Below are 26,149 nucleotides of genomic sequence, written 5' to 3'. Positions count from 1 at the left end.
TGGAGGATAAAGTGAGACTTTCATTAGTGTGGGGATGTGTCCGTGCTAATGATTAGCCCACATTCATTGGGCTTTTACTGCACGTTAAAGTGAAGAAGTTGAATAAAAAGGAGATTATACATATGCATGAGCAAATTTTAGGAGCAATTAAAGAGTTTGATACAATTATTATTCATCGTCATGTGCGTCCGGATCCAGATGCGTTAGGTTCACAGGGCGGTCTTAGTACAATTCTACAAGAATCGTTTCCAGAGAAAAATATTTATACGGTTGGGTACAATGAACCGTCATTAGCATATTTACGAGTAATGGATGATATTGAAGATAGTGTATACGAAAATGCGCTCGTTATCGTTTGTGATACAGCAAACCAAGAACGTGTTGACGATCAACGCTATACAAAAGGGAAGATGTTAATCAAAATTGATCATCATCCAAATGAAGATCCATACGGAGACATTACGTGGGTAGATACGACAGCAAGTTCTACAAGTGAAATGATTTATGAGTTTTATAATTATGGAAAAGATAAAGGATTAAAAATAACAAAAGAAGCAGCTCGTCTTATTTTAGCGGGTATTGTTGGGGATACAGGTCGTTTCTTATTCCCGAATACAACAGCAAAAACACTTCGTTACGTAAGTGAGCTTGTTGACATGGGTGTGAAATTCACAGACTTATACAATGAAATGTATAAGACAAAAGAAAAAATCGCTCGTTTAAACGGTTATATTTTACAAAACTTTACGATGGTAGAAGAAGGAGCAGCTTACATTAAATTAACGAAAGAAGTATTAGAAGAATTTGATGTACTTCCTTCTGAGGCATCCGGCGTTGTTGGAGCACTTGGTAATATTGATGGATTAAAGGCATGGGTTCTATTTTTAGAGGAAGACGATGTGATTCGTGTTCGCCTTCGTTCAAAAGGACCAGTTATAAATAAATTAGCAATGCAATATAACGGCGGAGGACATCCGATGGCTTCTGGTGCAAAAGCATCTTCTTGGGAGGAAGCGGATCGTCTATTTGCTGATTTACGTGAGATTTGTAAATAAGAAATTATATGTTAGAACGAAAAGAAGGAGTGGCGCTAAACCCCTCCTTCTTTATTTTTCTTTCTCTATCGTAATGCTAATTTCAAGCACGGTATCGAAAGATATTGTATCGACTTTAAAACGGTATAGCCGATCGTAATGTTTGTACGTTTTGTTTTCGATTACCTTTTTGAGTAGGTCTTTATTTTTTGCGATACTTTGTATGTTTTTCGTTAAAAGATGCTGGAGGTCATTATGGATAGAAGTAGTCATGTTTTCAATTGTAAGGTTGTCTAAATCGTATTTTTCTCGATTTATAAGTTTTATTTTAATCTCTTGAATGGTTAAGAGCCGTTTATTTTCAGTATTTAATTTTTCTTGATCTTCGAGAAGGACGTGGAGTTTTGCTTCTTGTTTTTCTATAATTTCTCTTTGTTCTGCTATTTTACTAGCTTGTTCTTCTTGAAAAACACCGTATATGTACAAAAAAATAAACCAGCTCAACACGCCCCCAACAGCAGCACCAGCTAAAACTAAATACCATCTTTTTGCTGTATTGGCACTTGGTACTCTCATACATGCTCCTGCGTTAGCCATTTAATAATAATAAGACCAGTTTGCATACCACCTGTTGCGAAAAAAATAAGGAGAATTTGTTTTACGATATCTTTCATATCCCCGCCAAAGAAACTTCTTTCAAAACTATAAAAAGTATCAAATGTTCCGCCGATCGCTGCAACGAGTGCCCAAATTCTTAAATTTTGGGCGAATTGATTAATGTAAGTGAGAGTTGGTTTTCCGATAAGAAATGCACCAAATCCACCAATTAATGAACCACCAAGTATAACCCCAAAGGCAATAAAGTAACTAATAATAAGCAGAGAGAAAAAAGTGTGTTCTCTTACATCCATCGTCATTCCCCTTTCTTCTTCATATATATGGACAAAGTATAAGAAGTATGTTTTGATTTCCTCTTTCCTCTTCACCTATAATAAAAGTAGTCAAATAGGTAAAGAGAGGGTACAACAGTGAAGTTTGTGCATTTACAATGTCAAACCGTTTTTAGTTTATTAAAAAGTGCTTGTAAAATTGATGAACTTGTAGTTAGGGCGAAAGAGCTCGGTTATTCATCGCTAGCTATTACGGATGAAAATGTTATGTATGGCGTTATTCCATTTTATAAAGCATGTAAGAAACATGGTATACATCCTATTATCGGCTTAACAGCTTCTATTTTTAGTGAAGAAGAAGAAAAGTCTTATCCGCTTGTCTTACTTGCTGAAAATGAAATAGGTTATCAAAATTTATTAAAGATCTCTAGTAGCATTATGACAAAGTCAAAAGAAGGTATTCCTAAGAAATGGCTTGCACATTATGCGAAAGGATTAATTGCTATTTCACCAGGTAAAGATGGGGAAATCGAACAATTATTATTAGAAGACAAAGAGAGTCAAGCTGAAGAAGTAGCTCGTATGTATCAAAATATGTTCGGCAGTTTTTATATGAGTTTACAGCATCATGCGATTCAAGATGAACTGCTTCTGCAAGAAAAATTACCTGCATTTATGAATAGGATAAATATTCCGGTTGTAGCGACGAACGATGTACGCTACATCAATCAAAGTGACGCACTTGTTCATGAATGTTTATTATCTGTTGAAAGTGGAACGAAAATGACGGATCCTGATAGGCCGAGGCTGAAAACAGATCAATATTATTTAAAATCATCAGATGAAATGGAAGCCCTATTTTCTCACGTAGAAGAAGCGATTTATAACACAGTAGAAATTGCAGAACGTTGTAGAGTAGAAATACCGTTTCATGTAAATCAATTACCGAAATTCCCTGTTCCATCTAACGAGACGAATGATATGTATTTGCGCCGCGTTTGTGAAGAAGGGTTACAGAAACGTTATGGTACGCCGAAAGAAGTACATATAAATCGTTTGAATCATGAATTAAACGTGATTTCTAGCATGGGATTTAGTGATTATTTCCTCATTGTCTGGGATTTTATGAAGTACGCGCATGAAAATCATATTTTAACAGGACCAGGTCGTGGATCAGCGGCTGGCTCACTCGTTTCTTACGTATTAGAAATTACAGATATTGATCCAATTGAATACGATCTATTATTTGAAAGGTTTTTAAACCCAGAGCGTGTGACACTTCCAGATATTGATATTGATTTTCCGGATATAAGACGTGATGAGATGATTCGATATGTGAAGGATAAATATGGTCAGCTTCGTGTTGCGCAAATTGTAACGTTTGGGACGCTTGCAGCGAAAGCGGCAATTAGAGATATTGCGCGTGTAATGGGTCTTCCGCCGCGAGATATCGACATATTCTCAAAACTTATCCCATCAAAGCTTGGTATAACGTTAAAAGATGCATATGAGGAATCGCAATCACTCCGTGAATTTATACAAGGGAATCTTCTGCATGAACGTGTGTTTGAAATTGCAAAACGTGTAGAAGGCTTACCGCGTCATACGTCTATTCATGCAGCTGGCGTTATTATGAGCCAAGAGCCATTAACTGGAAGTGTTGCAATTCAAGAAGGGCATAACGATGTGTATGTTACGCAATACCCAGCTGATGCATTAGAAGAACTTGGGTTGCTCAAGATGGACTTTTTAGGATTACGTAATTTAACGTTACTTGAAAATATTATAAAGTTTATCGTGCAAAAAACAGGAAAAGAAATCGATATAAGAAATTTACCACTTCAAGATGAAAAGACATTCCAATTGTTAGGTAGAGGGGATACAACAGGTGTATTCCAGCTTGAATCAGGTGGTATGCGAAATGTGCTTCGCGGGTTAAAGCCGAATGAATTTGAAGATATTGTTGCTGTTAACTCGTTATATAGACCAGGACCGATGGAACAAATTCCAACCTTTATTGAATCAAAACACGGAAAAAGACAAATTGAATATTTACATCCGGACTTAAAGCCGATTTTAGAAAGAACATACGGTGTAATTGTATACCAAGAACAAATTATGCAAATCGCGTCGAAGTTGGCGGGCTTCTCGCTCGGAGAAGCCGATTTATTACGCCGTGCAGTGAGTAAAAAAAATCGTGATATTTTAGATCAGGAACGTAAGCATTTTGTGCAAGGGTGTTTACAAAATGGTTATGACGAGACATCTGCAGAGAAAATTTATGATTTAATTGTAAGATTTGCAAATTACGGCTTTAACCGAAGTCACGCTGTAGCCTACAGTATGATTGGATATCAGCTTGCTTACTTAAAAGCGAATTATACGCTGGAATTTATGACGGCACTATTATCGAGTGCAATTGGAAATGAAGATAAGATTGTGCAGTATATACGCGAAACGAAGCGAAAAGGTTTTCATGTTTTGCCGCCGTCTCTTCAGAGAAGTGGTTACAATTTCCAAATAGAAGGAAATGCAATACGTTACAGCTTACTTTCCATTCGAAACATCGGAATGGCTACAGTGACAGCATTAATCGAAGAACGAGAGAAAAAAATGTTTGAAGATTTATTTGAATTTTGTCTGCGCATGCCATCAAAGTTTGTAACAGAGCGAAATTTAGAGGCGTTCGTCTGGTCTGGGTGTTTTGACGATTTCGGTGTTTCGAGAACGAATTTATGGAAAAGTCTTAAAGGAGCGTTAGAGTATGCCAATCTTGCACGTGATTTAGGAGATGCTGTTCCGAAATCAAAATACGTACAAGGAGAAGAGCTCTCTTTTATTGAACAGTTAAATAAAGAGAAGGAAGTACTAGGTTTTTATTTATCAAGCTATCCGACAGCGCAGTATGTGAAGTTAGCGAAAGAATTAGAAATTCCAACTCTCGCTCAGGCGATGCGACATAAGAAAAAAGTACAAAGAGCTATCGTGTACATAACAAGCGTGAGAGTGATTCGTACGAAAAAGTTGCAAAAGATGGCATTTATTACATTTTGTGATCAAAATGATGAAATGGAAGCAGTTCTTTTCCCCGAAACGTATATACATTTCTCAGATAAGTTACAAGAAGGAGCAATTGTTTTAGTTGACGGCATGATTGAGCTTAGAAATCATAAGCTGCAATGGATTGTAAATGGACTATATCCGTTAGAAGAAATGGATGTGTATGAAGAAAAGAAAGATGCGTCTGTTTACGTGAAATTGCCATCTCAATATGAGAAAAAGCTTTTAAATCAGGTTACTAAAATATTGTTTGACTATTCGGGTTTTGCGAAAGTACTAATTTATTATGAAAAGGAACATAAAATGGTACAATTATCACGAAGTTTATCGATTCATCCAAGTGAAGAATGTTTAGGAGCACTTCGTGAAATTGTCGGGGAAGAAAATGTGGTTGTGAAAATATAATGGACAATTTCCCTACACTTCGATTATTATAGTAGTAGTGTTCGTGGTCAGACCACTTGGAGAAATTGATATCAGCAAGAATAATTTGAGGAGAGTGGATAGTTTGTCAACACTTCGTGAAGAAGCACTTCACATGCATAAAGTGCATCAAGGAAAATTAGAAACTGTATCAAAAGTAAAAGTAGAAAATGCAAAAGATTTAAGTCTTGCATATTCTCCAGGGGTTGCAGAACCTTGTAAAGAAATTTATGACGATAAAAGTAAGGTATATGAATATACAATGAAGGGAAATATGGTAGCAGTTGTGACAGATGGAACGGCTGTACTTGGTCTTGGTAACATCGGACCTGAAGCATCTCTTCCAGTAATGGAAGGTAAAGCTGTATTATTCAAGAGCTTTGCTGGTGTAGATGCATTCCCAATTGCCTTAAATACAAACGATGTAGATAAAATTGTTGAAACTGTAAAATTAATGGAGCCAACTTTTGGCGGCGTTAACTTAGAGGATATCGCAGCACCAAACTGCTTCATTATTGAAGAACGTTTGAAAAAAGAAACAAATATTCCTATCTTCCATGATGATCAACACGGAACAGCTATCGTAACAGTAGCGGGTCTTGTGAACGCGCTAAAACTAGTTGGAAAGAAAATGTCTGACATTAAAGTTGTCGCAAATGGCGCAGGTGCAGCAGGTATTGCAATTATTAAACTTTTATATCGCTATGGCGTACGCGACATTATTATGTGTGACCGTAAAGGGGCAATCTATGATGGTCGTCCTACAGGTATGAATCCGGTGAAGGATGAAGTGGCAAAATATACAAATAAGAATCGTATCGAAGGTTCTTTAGCTGATGTTGTACAAGGTGCGGACGTATTCATTGGTGTATCTGCAGAAGGTGCATTAACAGAAGAGATGGTTCGTACAATGAATGACGATGCAATTATTTTTGCAATGGCGAATCCAGTTCCAGAAATTATGCCAGAATTGGCAAAAGCAGCGGGCGCAGCTGTTGTTGGAACGGGTCGTTCTGACTTCGCAAACCAAGTAAATAATGTACTAGCGTTCCCTGGTATTTTCCGCGGTGCACTTGACGTACATGCGACACAAATTAACGAAGAAATGAAGATGGCAGCTGTACAAGCTATTGCTGAGCTTGTAGCAGAAGATGAGTTAAATGCAGACTATATCATTCCAGCACCGTTTGACGCGCGTGTAGCGCCTCAAGTAGCAGCTTACGTTGCAAAAGCTGCAATGGAGACAGGAGTAGCTCGCCGTCAAGTAGATCCAAATGAAGTTGCTGAGAAAACAAAACAATTAGCGCTGATTGGTAAAGAATAAGCGAGGAATTTCCATTGACATCATCAAATACAAAAGTATATCTCGAAATTGTAAAAAAAATCCGTTCCATTATGGAAGAGGATGGATTGGTAGCAGGGGATCGTTTGCCGTCTGAGCGTGAGTTAAGTTCACGTTTAAACGTAGGACGTTCCTCTGTAAGAGAAGCGTTGCGTGCTTTAGAACTTGTAGGATTAATTGAAACGAGACGTGGTGAAGGGACGTTTATTCGAAACTTTTACGATAACGGTCTTGTACAATTGATTGCTCCGTTCTTGCTGCAAGATGAGAAAACAATTCGTGATTTATTACAAACAAAACGATTGCTTGAGAAAGATATGATTCGAATTGTATGTAATTTACCGAAAGAAATGTTTTCTAAAGTGCTAAGTAAATTACATCAAGTGCTTGAAGGAAATGAAAACTCAGTTCCAATGCTTCACCAAACGTTCTTTAAAACACTTATTGAACAAGTCGATAATTATTTACTATATCGCATTTGGATGATCGTAAATGATTACGTATCAACGCTTTCTTGTAAAGTTTCAGGAGATTCTATCGATATGTATAGAAAGCTTTACGCTATTTTGGAAGAAAAACAAGAAAATGATGCACTAAAAATTTACGATGAATTAGTAGAGAATATACAGTTTCACTCGTAATGTATAAAATTTGTCGAAATGACCATGACACGTTATGACAAACATTCTATCGCGTAGCGGTTAAAGTTAAACGTAAAGAGTGAGGTTATTAGACAGATTGAGAAGATAAGGCTAACATCAAACTTTGGTGTTAGCCCAATTTTCTTCTTACGCTAACCTTAGCTCTCAACGAAGGGGGTCAAATTGTGCTAAGAGATTTATTCGTGAAAAAGAAAAAGTACGCTGCAATACCTTCAGAACAAGTACGAAAAGATGTACCAGACGGCGTTATGACAAAATGTCCGAAATGTAAAAAAATCATGTATACGAAAGAGCTTCTAAAAAATTTAAAAGTATGTGTGAATTGTGGATATCATCATCCTATGAATGCATGGGAACGTCTTGATAGTATATTGGACGAAGGGTCATTCCGTGAGTATGACAAAGAAATGGTTTCATTAAATCCACTCGAGTTTCCAGATTATGAAGAGAAACTAGAGAGCGATCGTAAGAAGACTGACTTGAACGAAGCGGTTGTAACTGGTGAAGGAACAATTGATGACATGCTTGTTGTTGTTGCAGTAATGGATTCTCGTTTTCGAATGGGGAGCATGGGCTCTGTTGTAGGAGAAAAAATTGCCCGTGCGGTTGAAAAGGCATACGACTTACAAGTTCCATTTATTATCTTTACTGCTTCGGGTGGTGCCCGTATGCAAGAAGGGATATTAAGTTTAATGCAAATGGCAAAAACAAGCGTAGCTTTGAAAAAGCATAGTAATGCAGGAGGATTATTTATTTCTGTTATGACTCACCCAACGACGGGCGGGGTTTCAGCGAGTTTCGCTTCACTTGGTGATTATAATCTTGCAGAACCAGGGGCGCTGATCGGATTTGCTGGTAGACGTGTAATTGAACAAACGGTGCGTGAGAAACTACCGGAAGATTTCCAAACGGCAGAATTCTTACTAGAACATGGTCAATTAGATGCGGTGGTACATCGTGATGATATGAGAGAATCGCTTCGTAAGATTTTAGAAGTTCATCAAGGAGGGGAAATGGCTGTATGGCAGAGCTAGAATTTGAGAAACCAGTTGTTGAGCTAAGAAATAAGATTCGTGAACTGAAAGACTATACGAAAAACAGCCAGATGGACTTCAGTGAGGAGATTCGTATTTTGGAAGACAAGCTAGAAAATTTAGAGGAAGATATATACGGCAATATGAAAGTATGGGACCGTGTTCAAATTGCTCGTCATGCAGAACGACCGACAACGCTCGATTATATTGAGCACTTATTTACTGATTTTTTTGAATGTCATGGAGATCGTCTATTTGGCGATGATGCAGCGATTGTCGGCGGCATTGCGAAGTATAAAGGGATGCCTGTAACTGTAATCGGGCATCAACGCGGAAAAGATACGAAAGAAAATATTCGCCGTAATTTTGGGATGCCTCACCCAGAAGGATATCGAAAAGCATTGCGTTTAATGAAGCAGGCGGAAAAGTTCAATCGTCCAATCATTTGTTTTATTGATACGAAAGGAGCTTATCCTGGTAAAGCTGCTGAAGAACGTGGTCAAAGTGAAGCGATCGCCCGCAATTTATTTGAAATGGCAGGCTTAACGGTTCCTGTTATTTGTATCGTTATCGGCGAAGGTGGTAGTGGTGGTGCACTAGGTCTTGGAGTAGGAGATTACATTCATATGCTAGAAAATTCCACTTATTCTGTTATTACGCCAGAGGGTGCAGCGGCAATTCTTTGGAAAGATGCAGGAAAAGCAAAGGAAGCTGCAGAGGCGATGAGAATTACAGCAGCAGATTTGAAAGAATTAGGTGTAATTGACGAAATTATTCCAGAGGCAAAAGGTGGAGCACACCGTAATGTTTTGAAACAGTCAGAAAATATAGATTTAATGCTTAGAAAAACTTTTGAACAATTAAACGGAATTTCGAAAGATGAATTAATCGAAAAACGTTATGAAAAATATATGAAAATTGGGCAAGTTTCGTTTTCAAACGCTTCCATTTGGATAAAATAAGAAAAGCGTGCGTTCCACTTCGCGAATGCACGTTTTTATTATGAAAAGACACATCTTCTCCATTGTATTTTTATATTTTTTCGTGTTATTTTATTATAAGGCAAATAATCTTTATGAGGTGAGTACAAATGAAACGTATTGGTGTATTAACAAGTGGTGGAGATTCACCTGGTATGAATGCTGCCATTCGTGCAGTTGTTCGTAAAGCGATTTTCCATGATATTGAAGTATATGGTATTTACCATGGATACGCTGGATTAATTTCTGGTCACATTGAAAAATTAGAACTAGGTTCTGTTGGCGATATTATCCACCGCGGTGGTACGAAATTATATACAGCAAGATGTCCTGAGTTTAAAGACCCAGAAGTACGACTAAAAGGTATCGAGCAATTAAAGAAACACGGTATCGAAGGACTTGTTGTTATTGGTGGAGATGGTTCTTACCAAGGCGCTAAAAAATTAACTGAACAAGGATTCCCATGTGTTGGTGTACCAGGTACAATCGACAATGATATCCCTGGAACAGACTTTACAATTGGTTTCGATACAGCTTTAAATACTGTTATTGATGCAATTGATAAAATTCGTGACACAGCTACATCTCATGAACGTACATATGTTATCGAAGTAATGGGACGTCACGCTGGTGATATCGCATTATGGGCTGGTTTAGCTGATGGTGCGGAGACAATCTTAATTCCAGAAGAAGAGTATGACATGGATGAGGTTATCGCTCGTCTGAAACGCGGTAGTGAACGTGGTAAAAAACATAGTATTATCGTTGTAGCTGAAGGTGTTGGAAGTGCAATTGACTTCGGTAAGCACATTGAAGAAGCAACAAACTTTGATACTCGTGTAACTGTATTAGGTCACGTACAACGTGGTGGATCACCAAGTGCACAAGACCGTGTATTAGCAAGTCGTCTTGGTGCAAGAGCAGTTGAATTGTTAATTGCTGGTAAAGGTGGACGTTGTGTAGGTATTCAAAATAATAAACTTGTTGATCATGACATTATCGAAGCGTTAGCTCAAAAACATACAATCGATAAAGATATGTGTCAATTATCTAAAGAATTATCCATCTAATCGGCGTAATGTCGGATATTTGGGAACGGTTTCATAATTTTCGGAGGTGCAATATGCGTAAAACTAAAATTGTATGTACTATAGGTCCTGCTAGTGAAAGTATTGAAAAATTAGAGCAATTAATCGAAGCAGGTATGAACGTTGCTCGTTTAAACTTCTCTCATGGTAGCCATGAAGAGCACGGCGCTCGTATTAAAAACATTCGTGAAGCTTCAAAGAAAACTGGTAAAACAGTTGGTATCTTACTTGATACAAAAGGTCCAGAAATCCGTACTCACGACTTCGTAGACGGACAAGCTGAGCTTGTAACAGGTGCAGAAGTAGTTATTTCTACTGAGCAAGTATTAGGTACTGCAGAGAAGTTCTCTGTATCTTATGCTGGTCTTTATGACGATGTAAACCCAGGTTCTCGTATTCTAATCGATGACGGTCTTATCGAGCTAGAAGTAATCGAAAAAGCTGACGGAAACATCCGTACAAAAGTTCTTAACAGCGGAACTGTAAAAAATAAAAAAGGTGTTAACGTACCAAACGTAAGCATTAAGCTTCCTGGTATCACTGAAAAAGACGTAAAAGATATCATCTTCGGTATCGAGCAAAAAGTTGATTTCATCGCAGCTTCATTCGTACGTAAAGCAGCTGACGTATTAGAAATCCGTGAATTACTAGAAGAGCATAACGCTCAATACATCCAAATCGTACCAAAAATCGAAAACCAAGAGGGTATCGACAACATCGATTCAATCTTAGAGGTTTCTGACGGTTTAATGGTAGCTCGTGGTGATATGGGTGTAGAAATTCCACCAGAAGAAGTACCATTAGTACAAAAACGTCTAATCAAAAAATGTAACGTGTTAGGTAAACCAGTTATTACTGCAACACAAATGTTAGATTCTATGCAACGTAACCCACGTCCAACTCGTGCGGAAGCAAGTGACGTAGCTAACGCAATCTTCGATGGTACAGACGCAATCATGCTTTCAGGTGAAACAGCTGCTGGACAATACCCAGTAGAAGCAGTAACAATGATGGCTAACATTGCAGTACGTGTTGAAAAATCATTACAATATGAAGATATGTTCAAAAAACGTATTAAAGAGTTCACTCCAACAATTACAGATGCAATTAGCCAATCTGTTGCGCATACAGCACTTGCTCTTGATGTAGCTGCAATCGTAGCTCCAACAGAAAGTGGATATACTGCGAAAATGATCTCTAAATACCGTCCAAAATCTCCAATCGTAGCTGTAACATCTGACGAGCAAGTAGGACGTCGTCTTGCACTTGTTTGGGGTGTACAAGCATTTATGGCTGAGAAGCGTGCAGCTTCTACTGACGAAATGTTAGATACAGCGATTCAAACAGGTATGGATGCAGGTCTAATCGGACTTGGAGACACTGTAGTAATCACTGCTGGTGTTCCAGTTGCTGAAACTGGTACAACAAACTTAATGAAGATCCACGTTGTTGGTGAAGAAGTTGCTAAAGGACAAGGAATCGGTCGTAAAGCTGCAAAAGGTAAAGTAGTTGTAGCGAAAACAGCTGCTGAAGCTGTAGCAAACGTAAACGAAGGTGATATCCTTGTTACAACAAGCACCGATAAAGATATGATTCCTGCAATCGAAAAAGCTGCTGCTCTAGTTGTAGAAGAAGGCGGCCTAACAAGCCATGCGGCTGTTGTAGGTGTATCAATCGGTATTCCTGTTATCGTTGGTGTAAACGGCGTAACAGCAACTTTAAAAAATGGCCAAGAAGTAACAGTTGATGCAGCACGCGGAATTGTTTATAATGGACATGCGGAAGTGCTATAAGTAATACGGAGAGAAGGATCGGAGTCCTTCTCTTTTTTTTTTTACACAAAAATGAGGTGAAACTAGCTTTAAACGTCTGAAATTGCTTTTAAAAGCTGTTTGTTATGAAGTTTGATGGGAAAAGTGCGTTTAGCTTTTATATGGTGTATATGGACGTTGTGAGGGTGTTTAAAGTGATAGGATATGAAAGGAGTGTAGAACTATGAAGTGGTTACTATTCTTGTTTATATTAATACCGGCTATTGAGATTACAGTCTTAATTGGATCGAGTCATGTAATAGGTTTGTGGTCTACGTTCGCTATGATTGTATTTACAGGTGTTGTAGGTGTATATTTGGCGAAAAGACAAGGGTTTAAAGTACTTGGAGAGATTCAATCTAAGTTGAATAGGGGAGAAATGCCAGGAGCGGCAGTACTAGATGGTATTTTTATCTTTGTAGGGGGTATTCTTTTAGTACTTCCTGGATATGTAACGGATATAATAGGTTTAATCTTTGTTATCCCGATGACGAGGGCTTTATTGAAGCCGTTTATTATGAAGTGGATGGAATGGAAGTTTAGAAAAAACTCAACTATTATTGTGCAGAAATAGTGCTTGGATTATAGCAATCTAAGCACTATTTTTTTGTCTGTAAAAGGATGAGAGAGTGGTTAAAGTTCAGTTAATGAAAGGTGTGTTTTAATATGCGGCGAATGTGACGGTTAATAATCGATGGGGATAGGATCCTTGTAGATTAAAGTTTTACTTTGTTGTATTTGTTGTGTATTTTTCGATTTGAGGAGTTATTAGCTCTTAATCAGTGTGTTTAAAGTGGGAATCTGAACTTAAGATTGTTTTTGTATGTAAAAGAATGAATTGGAACGAAAAGAGTTAAATAAGGGCAGGTAAATGGTCAGTTTAAGTCTCATTCTGTGCTATTTTGTATATTTATTCATTTACATAAAAAGTAATAAATGTAAGTAATAATTATAAAATTAATAGAATAAATATGTAAAAACACCACGAAATATGCGTTTTTTATGCAAAAAAACAAGAGAATTATCTTTTTTGAGTGCAATTCTCTTGTTTTATGTAATGAGTATGAAAAATAAGTACAAGGAATAATCAGTGGGAATTTCCCACTGATTACATGTAAGTTTTTTGTTGTGTATGAATTAGAAACTATTATTTTGAAGGTGAGCCTTTAATATATTTCCACAAATCATGGAATACACGAGCTTTGTGCAATGTATTAAGTAGTACTAAGGTGACTGGACCGATGATTAATCCTAAGAAGCCAAAGAGCTTAAAGCCGACAAATAGAGCAATCAGTGTTGCTAATGGATCAAGGCCGATATTAGATGAAAGTACCTTTGGCTCCATAATTTGTCTTTGGACAATCACGACGATATATAAAATGAGAAGACCGATGGCAAAAGCAGTGTCGCCAGTGAAAAATACGTATATAACCCAAGGAACGAAGACAGCTCCTGTTCCTAAATACGGGAGTAAATCTACAACCCCTGTAATAATCGCGATAGTAATGGCGTATGGTACGCGTAATATTAAAAGTCCGATTAGTACAATAACAGTTGTCATAGATACGAGTGTAAGTTGCGCTTTAACAAAACCGAATAAAGCTTTTCTTAAATCCACAAAAATAGTTTTTCCATAGCCATGAACACGGTTGGGCAAAAACTTTCTTACTTTCTGAGCAAGACGATGCCAATCGTAACTAATGAAGAAAGTGGCTAATAAAACGAATACAAGTACAGTTAAAGTAGTTGGTAGTGCACTAATGAAATTTGTTAACCCGCTTATAATAGCGGTTAAAAGTTCTTTCATTTGCGTCGTTGCTTCGGTTCCTAAGTTTTGAATGTTTTGTGTAATCGTATAGCGCTGCGGTTCCCCAAGATGATTAAATTTAGAGATTAAATCATCGTAGAGAGGCATAATATGATTAAGTGCAAACTGCTGAGCGAATGCAACGATATCCGGAAATTTTACTGTAACAAGTTGTAGTAAGTATGTTGTGGCAGATATTGCTTCTGTTACAAGATATGTAACGAGTCCGACGATAGCTCCAAATACGAGAATTAAGCTAACGAGTACTGCGAGTGCGCGAGGAAATTGTAGTTTTTGATTCAGGAAATTGACGACAGGATTAATTAAATAAGCAAATGCGAAAGCGATAATAAAAGGATAGATAAGTCCTGACATATATAGTAATGCATAGAACCCGGCTACCGTCGCTACAATGACAAATACGAGTCGCAATATCATATATAGTAAGTTTCGATTCAAAGATGTATACCTCCCATTCCAATTTGGATTATCCTAATTCGTTCAACTTATAACGAGTGTGCCCCACTGATTAAAGTTTCACTTTATGTTATAGTGGAATGATGGATTTTCCTGCTTTTTCAGTACGTGAGTGACTGTGAAAGCTTGGTGTTGATGCTTCTACTATATGGTAAAAACTTCATTTTCTCTTCTTTTTATTTTACCTGTTTCTAATTAGAAAAGAAAGGAGAGACGCCCGTTTTTTAAAATGTATACATGCTTACATTTGGATGGTGAAAGTCTCAGTTTGTCATTTTAAAATGCGTAAAAAAATGAAGTGATTCATGTTGAATAGGCATCGATATAGCATGTATAACGATAGGTTTAAAGGTATTTTTGTTTGGAAATGAGTTCATTATTTTCAGAAAGGAAGTGCAAACATGATTAGTCAGTCAACGTTATTTTTATTCATACTACTTATTATAGGACTTATTGCGAAAAACCAATCGCTTACTGTAGCTATTGGTGTGTTATTTCTATTAAAATTTACATTTCTAGGGGATAAAGTCTTTCCTTATCTACAAACGAAAGGGATTAACCTCGGTGTTACGGTTATTACAATAGCAGTACTCGTACCGATTGCGACGGGGGAAATAGGATTTAAGCAACTTGGAGAAGCAGCGAAATCGTATTATGCATGGATTGCTTTAGCTTCAGGGGTAGCAGTTGCTCTGTTAGCAAAAGGTGGCGTACAATTATTAACGACAGATCCTCATATTACAACTGCGCTCGTTTTCGGGACAATTATAGCAGTTGCTTTATTTAATGGGGTCGCTGTAGGTCCATTAATTGGGGCTGGAATTGCCTATGCAGTAATGAGTATTATACAGATGTTTAAATAAGGAATTTTATAGTAATATAAAATTTTTGAATTCTTTCTGTTCACAAAAGTCAGATAATTGTTTATAATAGGATTAGAAACTTTGAAAAGTTACATAACAGCAGAGACTTTACACCAGATAAAATAAAAACAACATAAAACAATTTTATAATGATATTGTTTTATGTTGTTTTTATCATAAAACTCTTCGGAATTCATTTTCCTCACTAACTTGTTGTTTTGAGCGTGAGGATTCGGGGAGACATTCACGCTCATGCTTTCCATGTAGACAATGGACAATAAGAGGGGAACATCGCAACAAATTTGCATGATCGTGCATTTTGCTTGCCTAAAGAGTGAACGGGCGTTCATAATTCAAAAGGGGAGCAAATAGATATAAGAAGCAAGGTTGGGAGAATTTTCAGGAAAAGGAGAGAATGTCATGACTGTTATTCGAGGTTTAGAAGGGGTAGTAGCAACAACATCATCTGTGAGCTCTATTATTGATGATACATTAACTTATGTTGGGTATAATATTGATGATTTAGCTGAGAATGCTACATTTGAAGAAGTAGTGTACTTATTATGGCATCGCAAGCTTCCTAACGAGCAAGAACTAGCGAAATTTAATGAGATTGTATCGGAATACTATAAAGTTCCAGGTGAGATTTTAGCATATTTGAAACAAGTAGATTTAAAAATCGCACATCCGATGTCTGTTTTACGAACTGCAATTTCCATGCTATCATTATACGATGAGAGCGCTGAAATTATGGATGAAAAGTCCAATTATTTGAAAGCGGTTAAATTACAGGCTCAAGTGGGTACTTTAGTTGCTGCTTACGCAAGAATCCGTAAAGGTTTAGATGTTGTTGAGCCTAGAAATGATTTATCATTAGCTGCAAACTTCTTGTACATGTTAAATGATCGCGAGCCAAATGAAGTTGAAATTGAAGCTTTTGATAAGGCGCTTGTACTTCACGCAGATCATGAGTTAAACGCTTCTACATTTACTGCACGCGTTTGTGTAGCTACACTTTCAGATGTATATTCTGGCATTACAGCAGCAATCGGTGCGTTAAAAGGTCCTCTTCACGGTGGGGCAAATGAAAATGTAATGAAGATGTTAACTGAAATTGGCGAAGAAGAAAATGTAGAATCATATATTCATAATGCTCTTCAAAATAAAGTGAAAATCATGGGCTTTGGCCACCGTGTATATGAGCAGGGTGATCCGCGTGCAAAACATTTACGCGAAATGTCTAAGAGATTATGCGTGCTTTTAGGAGAAGAGAAATGGTATAATATGTCTATCAAAATTGAAGACATTGTAACAAAAGAAAAAGGTCTTCCACCAAATGTTGATTTCTATTCAGCTTCTGTATACCATTGTTTAGGAATTGACCATGACTTATTTACACCTATTTTTGCAATTAGCCGTATGTCAGGCTGGTTAGCTCATATTCTAGAACAATATGAAAATAACCGTTTAATCCGTCCGCGTGCTGATTATAATGGACCAACACATCAAGTGTATGTTCCAATTGCACAACGATAAGCGAATAACACTATTTCGATAGTGAAAATACGCTTTCAAAAGTCTGATTTTTTCGGAAAGATGTAATGATTAGAATATTTTAATTTGACTAACGGTTTGAACTGAGGGGTTATTCCCTCAGTTTCATACATATGAAATTTCAAACATGGGGGTTATCACATTGACGACAGGTGAAAAAATTACTGTAACTAATGGTGTTATGAATGTACCAAACAATCCGATTATTCCATTTATCGAAGGAGATGGAATTGGTCCTGATATTTGGGCAGCTGCATCTCGTGTACTAGAAGCAGCAGTTGAAAAAGCTTATGATGGTGAGAAGAAAATCGTTTGGAAAGAAGTGCTTGCAGGGGAAAAAGCATTCAACCAAACAGGCGAGTGGTTACCAGAAGAAACTTTAAATTTAATTCGTGAATATTTAATCGCGATTAAAGGTCCACTTACAACTCCAGTTGGCGGTGGTATTCGTTCTCTAAACGTAGCACTTCGTCAAGAATTAGATTTATATGTATGTCTACGTCCAGTTCGTTATTTTGAAGGTGTTCCTTCACCTGTAAAACGTCCGGAAGATACTGATATGGTTATTTTCCGTGAAAATACAGAAGACATTTATGCTGGAATTGAATATGCGCAAGGATCTCCAGAAGCAGAAAAAGTTCTTGCTTTCTTAAAAGAAGCAATGGGTGTTAATAAAATCCGCTTCCCAGAAACATCTGGTATTGGTATTAAACCAATCTCAGAAGAAGGGACAAAGCGTCTTGTTCGTGCTGCAATTCAATATGCAATTAACGAAAAACGCTCTTCTGTTACATTAGTTCATAAAGGAAACATTATGAAATTTACAGAAGGTGCTTTCAAAAACTGGGGTTACGAAGTAGCGGAACAAGAATTCGGCGACAAAGTATTTACTTGGGCTGAATATGATCGTATCGTTGAGAAAGATGGCAAAGATGCAGCGAATAAAGCGATGGCAGACGCTGAAGTGGCTGGAAAAATCATCGTAAAAGATTCTATTGCAGACATCTTCTTACAACAAATTTTAACTCGTCCACGTGAGTTCGATGTTGTTGCAACAATGAACTTAAACGGTGACTACATCTCTGATGCACTTGCTGCACAAGTAGGTGGAATTGGTATTGCACCTGGTGCAAACATTAACTATGTAACTGGACATGCTATCTTTGAAGCTACGCACGGTACAGCTCCAAAATATGCAGGTTTAGATAAAGTAAACCCATCTTCAGTTCTTCTTTCTGGTGTATTATTATTAGAACACTTAGGATGGAACGAAGCTGCGAAATTAGTAACTGCTTCAGTTGAGAAAACAATTGCTTCAAAAGTAGTAACTTATGATTTCGCACGCTTAATGGAAGGTGCAACAGAAGTGAAATGTTCTGAGTTCGCTAATGAACTTATTAAAAACATGGATGTAGCGATAATCAAAAACGCATAATTAAAGTGGGGGGTAAATTATGACAATCAAACGCAAGAAAGTTTCAGTCATCGGTGCAGGATTTACAGGAGCAACAACAGCATTCTTATTAGCACAAAAAGAACTTGCAGATGTTGTATTAGTGGACATTCCACAGCTGGAAAATCCAACAAAAGGGAAAGCGTTAGATATGTTAGAAGCGAGCCCAGTACAAGGTTTTGATGCTAACATTATTGGAACATCTGATTACGCAGATACTGCTGATTCTGACGTTGTTGTGATTACAGCAGGTATTGCGCGTAAGCCTGGTATGAGCCGTGATGATTTAGTAGCAACAAACTCCAAAATTATGAAAAGTATTACGCGCGACATTGCAAAACATTCACCAAATGCAATTATTGTTGTGTTAACAAATCCAGTTGATGCAATGACATATTCTGTATTTAAAGAAGCTGGATTCCCGAAAGAGCGTGTTATCGGTCAATCGGGCGTATTAGATACAGCTCGTTTCCGTACATTCATCGCACAAGAATTAAATCTTTCTGTGAAAGACATTACAGGATTTGTTCTTGGTGGACACGGTGACGATATGGTACCTCTTGTACGTTATTCTTATGCAGGTGGCATTCCGTTAGAAACGTTAATTCCGAAAGAGCGTTTAGAAGCAATCGTAGAACGTACCCGTAAAGGTGGCGGCGAGATTGTAGGCTTATTAGGAAACGGTAGTGCATATTACGCACCAGCTGCTTCTTTAGTTGAAATGACAGAAGCAATCTTAAAAGATCAACGCCGTGTATTACCGGCTATTGCGTACCTTGAAGGTGAATACGGTTATAGTGACCTTTACTTAGGGGTACCAGTAATTCTAGGTGGTAACGGAATTGAAAAAATTATTGAATTAGAACTTCTTGCAGATGAAAAAGAAGCGTTAGATCGCTCTGTAGAATCTGTACGTAATGTTATGAAGGTTCTTGTTTAATCATTAAATATAAGTAGAAAAAGATTCGGGGCCCCGAATCTTTTTCTACTATTTATACAAATGTTTTTTTGAAATAACTTGAAAACGCTATCATTTGTAATATCCTATAATGAAACTGTAGATTTATACTATACATTGCCCTCATCATAGTAAATGTCGGATCAAGTATCGCTTTTATTAGGATAATAAGGTGAAAAAATCGGAGGGGGTTGTAACATGTTAAAGAAAAAAGTTCAAATTGGTCGTAAAATGGATGAAATTACAGTAGGAGAGAAATTATCTATCACTGAAAAAATTGAGGATAAAGATTTGTTATTGTACTTAGGGTTAACGAATGATGCCAATCCATTATATATTCAGCATGATTACGCATCCCAAACTCCGTATGAAAAGCCGATTGTACCAAGCATTATGCTAACGGGAATGATTACAACGGCAGTTACGAAATATTTACCAGGTCCAGGTAGTCATATTACGAGAAAGGACCTTACGTTCGTGAAGCATGTTCACCATTATGAAACGTTACAAATCCACTTTGAAGTTGTGGCTGTTTCTGAGGAGGAACATACAATTGATATGCTTGTATCTGCTCATGATGAAAAAGGGGATACTGTTGTGAAAGGCTCATTAACAGTAACGCCACCTTACAAATCAGTCTCTATTATGGAAAAAGCATTAGATAATTTTTAAAACATGAAAATGTGAATAGCGCTAGCATGCCTTTCATAAGGGGGCTAGCGCTATTTTTAGTTGAAGAATCCCTCTTTGAACCCTTCAGCAAAATCTGAACACCCCGTTTTGATCGTATCCCAGCTCGGTACGTTAAAAGTAAGGAAACATGTTACTAATAAAGTTAAAATAGATAGTAATATTCGCATAATAGCTCCTTTATTGCATTTATTAATATATTAAAATTAATAATATATTAATTGGTAATTAAAGTCAATTAAAGGGTTTTTTTAAGATGAAGTGGAAGAGATGAAGACGTTATCTTTGAAACGATAAGAGAAGCTGAAGTATGGGCGGACGGGGTTGCGAATGAAATGTATGGAAGACTATTTGATGGATATGAAACGCTAGATTATAAAATAGCGTACGCTGTATCTTTTTCTTAGCGCAAAGTCGAGAATATCATATCCATACGAGTATTGAATTTAATAAAGATATAGAAGTGTATAAAGTATGGATCACTACAAGTTAATTGCGCAATCCGAATCCATGAATAGACAATTATATTGAGAGGGACCTTGTTTTCTAGTATGATGAGAATAACGGGGAAAATACTAGGATGAAGAAGGTTTCAAGTCTATAACTTGGAGGAAAAGAATGAACAATCGTATTTTAGTAGTTGATGATGAGGAGTTTATCTTAACTTTAATCGAATTTAATTTACAACAAGCTGGTTTTGAAGTGATAACAGCGATGGATGGAGAAATGGCGCTTCAAAAAGCGACAACAGAACGTCCAGATTTAATTATATTAGATTTAATGCTTCCAAAAATGGATGGTATGGAAGTATGTAAAGAATTACGATTGCAGCGCGTTATGACGCCGATTTTAATGTTGACAGCAAAAGATGATGAGTTTGATAAGGTGCTAGGTCTTGAACTTGGGGCGGATGATTATATGACGAAGCCATTTAGCCCAAGGGAAGTTGTTGCGCGTGTGAAGGCAATTTTACGCCGCACGAAATTACAACAAGAAGAGCAAGTTACAGAATCGTCAGATGAAGAGAGCATTACAATTGCTGAACTTAAAATTTTACCGGAGTTTTATGAGGCTTATTTCCAAGGAAGAAAGCTTGAATTAACACCAAAAGAATTTGAACTACTTGTTTATCTTGCGAAAAATAAAAGTCGCGTATTAACGCGTGATCAATTATTAAGTGCTGTATGGAATTATGATTTCGCTGGTGATACACGAATTGTTGACGTTCATATTAGCCATTTGCGCGATAAAATTGAACAAAATACGAAAAAACCGACGTACATTAAAACGATACGTGGTTTAGGATATAAATTAGAGGAGCCAAAAGGGGATGAATAAATTTCGTTCCAGGCTTCTTTTTACATTTGTTTCTCTTATTGTTTTTATTTTAGTCGGACTCGGTTTATTGCTGGAAACCGTGTTTGAAAACTATTATATAGATCATGCGAAAGAGAGAATGGTAAAAGAGACAGAGTATGTTGCGGTATTAGCAGAAGAACAAGGTTTTGATGATGTTTTAAAAAATCCATATATATTTAAAAAGCTAGAAGAAAAAATTCAGGCTTCTATTGCCTTTGTAGATGAGAAAAAGAAAGTTCAATATAGCGGGGGAGAACCGTCTGCTTTTAGCCAAGGGATAATAAAAGAACTTTCCTCTGAAACAACGAAACAAAGAAATAAAGTCATTACGAAAGAAACAGATCAAAATAATGAATTTTACCATGCGGTGTTCGTGCAAGATGTAGCAGGGAAACAAGGATACATTTTTGTGAAGAGCACAATTGAGCCTTTGAAAGACGTTCATCAAAAAACGTGGGGATTATTAATTATCGGATTTGTTATTGCGTGTCTTGTAGTCGTATTTTTAGGTATGAAAATTACAGGGCAATATATTAGGCCGATTGAGTCCGTTACGAAAGTTGCCATCGAATTAGCCAAGGGGAATTATAAAGCACGCGCTTATGAAAGTCATTCGGATGAAACGGGAATGTTAAGTAAAGCGATTAATATTTTAGCTCGTAATTTACAAGAGATGACACTTGAGCAAGAAATGCAACAAGATCGTCTGCATACGTTAATTGAAAATATGGGAAGCGGAATGATTTTAATTGATAGCCGCGGTTATATCAACCTTGTAAACCGTTCGTATAAGGAAACTTTCCACGTCACAGATGAAGAATATTTAGATCGTTTATATTATGAGTCGTTTCATCATCCGGAAATTATAGAGCTTGTGGAAGAAATCTTTATGACAGAAGTGAAAGTGCGCAAACAAATGTTATTGCCACTTGGAATTGAGCGAAAGCATTTCGAGGTATATGGAGCACCGATTATCGGGACGAACCATGAATGGAAAGGGATTGTCCTTGTATTCCATGACATTACTGAGCTGAAAAAGTTAGAACAAATGAGAAAAGACTTTTTAGCGAATGTTTCTCATGAACTAAAAACGCCGATTACTTCTATTAAAGGTTTTTCAGAAACACTTTTAGACGGTGCTATGGATAATAAAAAATTCTGCGAACATTTCTTGCACATTATTTTAAAAGAAAGTGAACGTATGCAAGGATTAATTGAAGATTTATTAGATTTATCAAAGATTGAGCAACAAGGATTTAAATTGAATATGGGTACCGTTGATATGAAGGGACTTCTTGAAGATATTCATATGGTGCTTGATAATAAAGCGGGAGAAAAAGAAATCTCTTTACAAGTAAATGCATTAAAACGTGTCTCTGTCATTGGAGATCCAAGTCGTTTGCAGCAAATCTTTATTAATTTAATGAATAACGCAATCGTATATACACCGGCTGGAGGCGTTGTTTCTGTAGAATTAGCAGAAGATAAATATAATGCTTATATAAAAGTGTCGGATACTGGAATTGGTATTAGTAAAGATGAAATTCCGCGTATTTTTGAACGCTTTTACCGAGTGGATAAAGCGAGAAGTAGAAATACTGGTGGTACAGGTCTTGGATTATCAATCGTAAAGCATTTAGTCGAGGCCCATCACGGTACGATTACAGTGGATAGTGAAGTAGGAGAAGGGACAACCTTTACAGTTGTTTTACCAAAATCAGCAACTGAAAAATAGGATGAAGGATGTTTACAATATATTAACAATGGCTTAATTAAATATTAATAAAGCTCTGTTAATATAATACATGAAAACCCCTTCATCCAAGGAGTAATTTTGGACGAGAATAGTTAAGCTGTTCTCGTCACTTCCCTTTATGCCAATATCAGTCTGTTTTATATATGAAAGAAAATAACCGTTATTTTTCTTCTCTCTATTAGTCATGTTAATATAGAGAGAGGAAAGAAACGGTTTTTTTCTGTGAAAAAAATCATTTCAAATTTGTATGGGGAGGTTTCTGATTTGGAAAAAAAGGTCGTATTAGTAGATGGTAATAATATCGCGTATCGTGCTTTCTTTGCACTACCGCTTTTAAATAACGACAAAGGTATACATACGAACGCAATTTACGGTTTTACAATGATGTTAATGAGAATATTAGAGGAAGAAAAACCGACGCATATGTTAGTTGCATTTGATGCGGGTAAAACAACGTTCCGTCACAAAACGTATAGTGAGTATAAAGGAGGACGTCAAAAGACTCCGCCTGAGTTATCAGAGCAATTCCCATTTATTCGTGAGATGCTTGATGCATTCAATGTACCGCGTTATGAATTAGAAAATTATGAAGCGGATGACATTATGGGAACGCTAGCGAAAGAAGCGAGTGAACAAGGAGCTAGTGTAAAAGTTATTTCAGGAGATAAAGATTTACTTCAACTTGTTTCTGATAACACGCTTGTATGTATTCCTCGAAAAGGGATTACGGAAGTAGATGAATATACGAAAGAAGCTTTATTTGAGAAATACAGCTTATCACCGAAGCAAATTATCGATATGAAAGGTTTAATGGGAGACCAATCAGATAATATTCCAGGTGTACCAGGAGTTGGTGAAAAAACTGCGATTAAATTGTTAACACAGTTTGGAACGGTTGAAGAAGTGTATGAAAATATAGATCAAGTAAGCGGGAAGAAATTAAAAGAAAAGCTGGAAGCAAATAAAGACCAAGCTCTTATGAGTAAAGATCTTGCAACCATTATTACAGACGCACCGATTACTGTGCATGTGGATGATATGGAGTATAAAGGATATGAGCCAAGTGATGTCATTCCAATGTTCGAGAATTTAGGATTCACATCTCTTTTAAATAAATTAGGTGTTACTCCAGAAGAAACGGCTCCAGCTGAATTAGATGATATTACATTTGATATTGTGGAAGAAGTTACAGAAGAAATGCTTCAGCAAGATAGTGCGCTTATCGTTGAAGTACAAGAAGATAATTATCATAAAGCAGATATTCAAGGTTTCGGTATTCAAAATGAAAACGGATGTTACTTTATTCAGACAGACATTGCACTTAAATCAGATGCTTTTAAAGAGTGGCTTGCAGATGGAGAAATGAGAAAGTATACATTTGATGCGAAGCGTGCGATCGTTGCACTGAAATGGAACGGTATAGATGTGCAAGGGATTGACTTTGATCTATTAATTGCTGCTTACTTACTTGACCCGGCTGATACAGATAAAGATTTCCGTACTGTAGCGAAAATGAAAGAAACACATGCTGTGAAATCTGATGAAGAAGTTTACGGAAAAGGTGCGAAGCGTGCTGTTCCAGAGCTAGAGATAGTAGCGGAGCATGTAGCTCGTAAAGTGCATGTATTATATGATGTGAAGCAAACATTCGTTGAAGAGTTAGAAAAGAATGAGCAATATGAACTGTTTACAGAGTTAGAATTACCACTTGCACGTGTATTAGCTGATATGGAAGTAAAAGGTGTAAAAGTTGATACAGAACGTCTTCGTAATATGGGAGAAGAACTTGCAGGTAGATTAAAGGAAATGGAACAGGAAATTTATAAGCTGGCGGGAACAGAATTTAATATTAATTCACCGAAGCAGCTTGGTGTTATTCTGTTTGAGAATTTAAACTTACCGGTTATTAAGAAGACGAAAACAGGTTATTCTACGTCAGCTGATGTACTAGACAAGCTGATGGATCACCATGAAATTATTCCAAACATTTTACATTACCGTCAATTAGGGAAACTAAATTCAACTTATATTGAAGGTTTATTAAAAGTTGTACATGAAGATTCATCTAAAATCCATACTCGTTTCAATCAAGTATTAACGCAAACGGGCCGATTAAGTTCAACGGATCCAAACTTACAAAATATCCCGATTCGATTAGAAGAAGGAAGAAAGATTCGTCAGGCATTCGTTCCATCAGAAGAAGGATGGATTATGTACGCAGCGGATTATTCACAAATTGAACTTCGTGTATTAGCTCATATTGCAAATGATAAAGGGCTAGTCGACGCGTTCCAACATGACATGGATATTCATACAAAAACAGCTATGGATGTATTTGGCGTTGAAAAAGATGAAGTAACTTCAAATATGAGACGACAAGCGAAAGCTGTTAACTTCGGAATTGTGTATGGTATTAGTGATTATGGTCTTTCACAAAACTTAGGAATTACAAGAAAAGCAGCAGCGGAATTTATTGAAAAGTATTTAGAAAGTTTCCCTGGTGTACAAGAATACATGGATGACATCGTAAAAGATGCGAAACAAAAAGGATATGTAGCTACATTATTAAATCGCCGCCGTTACATTCCGGAAATTACGAGTCGTAATTTTAACTTGCGTAGCTTTGCTGAGCGTACAGCTATGAATACACCAATTCAAGGTACTGCAGCAGATATTATTAAAAAAGCGATGATTATTATGGCAGATCGTTTAGAAGAAGAAGGATTACAAGCGCGTCTTCTATTGCAAGTACACGATGAATTAATATTTGAAGCACCAAAAGAAGAAATTGAAAAATTAGAGAAGCTTGTACCAGAAGTAATGGAGCATGCAATTGAACTCGCAGTTCCGTTGAAAGTTGATTATTCTTACGGTCCAACTTGGTACGACGCAAAATAAGGAAGTGATG

General features: G+C 36.9%; 20 protein-coding genes and 1 pseudogene. 18 read left to right on the top strand and 3 right to left on the bottom strand.

The genetic code is table 11. The features are described 5' to 3' along the window. Window positions 1-122: 122 nt before the first annotated feature. Window positions 123-1,055 (top strand): DHH family phosphoesterase, encoded by a 933-nt coding sequence (locus PQF83_RS13760; RefSeq protein WP_000545147.1) that lies wholly within the window; start codon window positions 123-125, stop codon window positions 1,053-1,055. Window positions 1,056-1,106: 51 nt separating this feature from the next. Here PQF83_RS13760 and ytrI read toward each other — a convergent pair whose 3' ends face one another. After that, window positions 1,107-1,610, bottom strand: coding sequence for a sporulation membrane protein YtrI (gene ytrI, locus PQF83_RS13755; RefSeq protein ID WP_001265735.1), 504 nt, complete (start codon window positions 1,608-1,610; stop codon window positions 1,107-1,109). Then, a complete protein-coding gene (locus PQF83_RS13750; protein ID WP_001998397.1) occupies window positions 1,607-2,020 on the bottom strand; it encodes a YtrH family sporulation protein in 414 nt (137 codons plus the stop codon). Before PQF83_RS13750 ends, ytrI begins: the two co-directional genes overlap by 4 nt. Window positions 2,021-2,062: 42 nt before the next feature. Between PQF83_RS13750 and dnaE the strand changes: the two genes are divergently transcribed. The 8 genes from dnaE (at window position 2,063) to PQF83_RS13710 (ending at window position 12,898) form a co-directional block, all read left to right on the top strand. Beyond that, on the top strand, window positions 2,063-5,389 hold the full coding sequence (gene dnaE, locus PQF83_RS13745) for a DNA polymerase III subunit alpha (protein WP_000673751.1): 3,327 nt from the start codon (window positions 2,063-2,065) through the stop codon (window positions 5,387-5,389). Between the two features lie 133 nt (window positions 5,390-5,522). Then, a complete protein-coding gene (locus PQF83_RS13740) occupies window positions 5,523-6,731 on the top strand; it encodes an NAD(P)-dependent malic enzyme (protein ID WP_001970845.1) in 1,209 nt (402 codons plus the stop codon). A gap of 14 nt (window positions 6,732-6,745) precedes the next feature. Beyond that, window positions 6,746-7,390, top strand: coding sequence for a FadR/GntR family transcriptional regulator (locus tag PQF83_RS13735; protein WP_000204431.1), 645 nt, complete (start codon window positions 6,746-6,748; stop codon window positions 7,388-7,390). Window positions 7,391-7,575: 185 nt separating this feature from the next. Continuing rightward, a complete protein-coding gene (gene accD, locus PQF83_RS13730) occupies window positions 7,576-8,445 on the top strand; it encodes an acetyl-CoA carboxylase, carboxyltransferase subunit beta (protein ID WP_000942861.1) in 870 nt (289 codons plus the stop codon). Beyond that, window positions 8,433-9,407 (top strand): acetyl-CoA carboxylase carboxyl transferase subunit alpha, encoded by a 975-nt coding sequence (gene accA / locus PQF83_RS13725; protein ID WP_000818794.1) that lies wholly within the window; start codon window positions 8,433-8,435, stop codon window positions 9,405-9,407. Before accD ends, accA begins: the two co-directional genes overlap by 13 nt. 128 nt (window positions 9,408-9,535) lie before the next feature. Beyond that, window positions 9,536-10,495 (top strand): 6-phosphofructokinase, encoded by a 960-nt coding sequence (gene pfkA / locus PQF83_RS13720; protein ID WP_000821160.1) that lies wholly within the window; start codon window positions 9,536-9,538, stop codon window positions 10,493-10,495. A gap of 53 nt (window positions 10,496-10,548) precedes the next feature. Further along, window positions 10,549-12,306 carry a pyruvate kinase gene (gene pyk, locus PQF83_RS13715; RefSeq protein WP_001232661.1) on the top strand — a complete coding sequence of 586 codons (1,758 nt, stop codon included), beginning with the start codon at window positions 10,549-10,551 and terminating at the stop codon, window positions 12,304-12,306. Between the two features lie 202 nt (window positions 12,307-12,508). Then, the gene (locus PQF83_RS13710) at window positions 12,509-12,898 is read left to right on the top strand and encodes an FxsA family protein (protein WP_000871626.1); all 390 of its coding nucleotides are present in this window, start codon (window positions 12,509-12,511) and stop codon (window positions 12,896-12,898) included. 573 nt (window positions 12,899-13,471) lie between these two features. Here the strand turns inward: PQF83_RS13710 and ytvI are convergent. Then, complete coding sequence (ytvI, locus tag PQF83_RS13705; RefSeq protein WP_001081397.1) at window positions 13,472-14,590, bottom strand: sporulation integral membrane protein YtvI; 1,119 nt, start codon at window positions 14,588-14,590, stop codon at window positions 13,472-13,474. 419 nt (window positions 14,591-15,009) lie between these two features. Here ytvI and PQF83_RS13700 point away from each other — a divergent pair, with 419 nt between their 5' ends. The 9 genes and pseudogenes from PQF83_RS13700 to polA all read left to right on the top strand — a co-directional run bounded on the left by PQF83_RS13700 (window position 15,010) and on the right by polA (window position 26,139). Then, complete coding sequence (locus PQF83_RS13700; RefSeq protein WP_000625507.1) at window positions 15,010-15,471, top strand: DUF441 domain-containing protein; 462 nt, start codon at window positions 15,010-15,012, stop codon at window positions 15,469-15,471. A 387-nt stretch (window positions 15,472-15,858) separates the two neighbouring features. After that, on the top strand, window positions 15,859-17,007 hold the full coding sequence (gene citZ / locus PQF83_RS13695) for a citrate synthase (protein WP_000503660.1): 1,149 nt from the start codon (window positions 15,859-15,861) through the stop codon (window positions 17,005-17,007). Between the two features lie 160 nt (window positions 17,008-17,167). Next, window positions 17,168-18,460, top strand: a complete 1,293-nt coding sequence (gene icd / locus PQF83_RS13690) for an NADP-dependent isocitrate dehydrogenase (RefSeq protein ID WP_000206898.1) — start codon at window positions 17,168-17,170, stop codon at window positions 18,458-18,460. A gap of 19 nt (window positions 18,461-18,479) precedes the next feature. Then, a complete protein-coding gene (gene mdh, locus PQF83_RS13685; protein ID WP_000153232.1) occupies window positions 18,480-19,418 on the top strand; it encodes a malate dehydrogenase in 939 nt (312 codons plus the stop codon). A gap of 216 nt (window positions 19,419-19,634) precedes the next feature. Beyond that, the gene (locus PQF83_RS13680) at window positions 19,635-20,108 is read left to right on the top strand and encodes a MaoC family dehydratase (protein WP_000914178.1); all 474 of its coding nucleotides are present in this window, start codon (window positions 19,635-19,637) and stop codon (window positions 20,106-20,108) included. 274 nt (window positions 20,109-20,382) lie between these two features. After that, window positions 20,383-20,619: pseudogene (locus PQF83_RS13675) on the top strand (hypothetical protein). Between the two features lie 125 nt (window positions 20,620-20,744). Next, the gene (gene phoP / locus PQF83_RS13670; RefSeq protein ID WP_001065225.1) at window positions 20,745-21,464 is read left to right on the top strand and encodes a two-component system response regulator PhoP; all 720 of its coding nucleotides are present in this window, start codon (window positions 20,745-20,747) and stop codon (window positions 21,462-21,464) included. After that, the gene (gene phoR / locus PQF83_RS13665; RefSeq protein ID WP_001032115.1) at window positions 21,457-23,220 is read left to right on the top strand and encodes a sensory box histidine kinase PhoR; all 1,764 of its coding nucleotides are present in this window, start codon (window positions 21,457-21,459) and stop codon (window positions 23,218-23,220) included. Before phoP ends, phoR begins: the two co-directional genes overlap by 8 nt. Window positions 23,221-23,505: 285 nt before the next feature. Beyond that, on the top strand, window positions 23,506-26,139 hold the full coding sequence (gene polA, locus PQF83_RS13660; protein WP_000412815.1) for a DNA polymerase I: 2,634 nt from the start codon (window positions 23,506-23,508) through the stop codon (window positions 26,137-26,139). Window positions 26,140-26,149 lie beyond the last annotated feature (10 nt).

This window comes from Bacillus sp. FF-1, assembly GCF_028548245.1.
GTDB lineage: Bacteria > Bacillota > Bacilli > Bacillales > Bacillaceae_G > Bacillus_A > Bacillus_A paranthracis.
The sequence above is the reverse complement of the archived record's forward strand: the minus strand, read 5'-3'. Positions and strand labels throughout refer to the sequence as shown.

Excerpts from the sequence above, each read along its gene's own strand:
- PQF83_RS13700 (WP_000625507.1), top strand. The coding sequence starts at position 15,010 with ATGATTAGTCAGTCAACGTTATTTTTATTCATACTACTTATTATAGGA.
- PQF83_RS13680 (WP_000914178.1), top strand. The coding sequence starts at position 19,635 with ATGTTAAAGAAAAAAGTTCAAATTGGTCGTAAAATGGATGAAATTACA.
- PQF83_RS13740 (WP_001970845.1), top strand. The coding sequence starts at position 5,523 with ATGCATAAAGTGCATCAAGGAAAATTAGAAACTGTATCAAAAGTAAAA.
- phoP (WP_001065225.1), top strand. The coding sequence starts at position 20,745 with ATGAACAATCGTATTTTAGTAGTTGATGATGAGGAGTTTATCTTAACT.
- pfkA (WP_000821160.1), top strand. The coding sequence starts at position 9,536 with ATGAAACGTATTGGTGTATTAACAAGTGGTGGAGATTCACCTGGTATG.
- accA (WP_000818794.1), top strand. The coding sequence starts at position 8,433 with ATGGCAGAGCTAGAATTTGAGAAACCAGTTGTTGAGCTAAGAAATAAG.
- pyk (WP_001232661.1), top strand. The coding sequence starts at position 10,549 with ATGCGTAAAACTAAAATTGTATGTACTATAGGTCCTGCTAGTGAAAGT.
- ytrI (WP_001265735.1), bottom strand. The coding sequence starts at position 1,610 with ATGAGAGTACCAAGTGCCAATACAGCAAAAAGATGGTATTTAGTTTTA.
- mdh (WP_000153232.1), top strand. The coding sequence starts at position 18,480 with ATGACAATCAAACGCAAGAAAGTTTCAGTCATCGGTGCAGGATTTACA.
- phoR (WP_001032115.1), top strand. The coding sequence starts at position 21,457 with ATGAATAAATTTCGTTCCAGGCTTCTTTTTACATTTGTTTCTCTTATT.
- PQF83_RS13760 (WP_000545147.1), top strand. The coding sequence starts at position 123 with ATGCATGAGCAAATTTTAGGAGCAATTAAAGAGTTTGATACAATTATT.
- PQF83_RS13710 (WP_000871626.1), top strand. The coding sequence starts at position 12,509 with ATGAAGTGGTTACTATTCTTGTTTATATTAATACCGGCTATTGAGATT.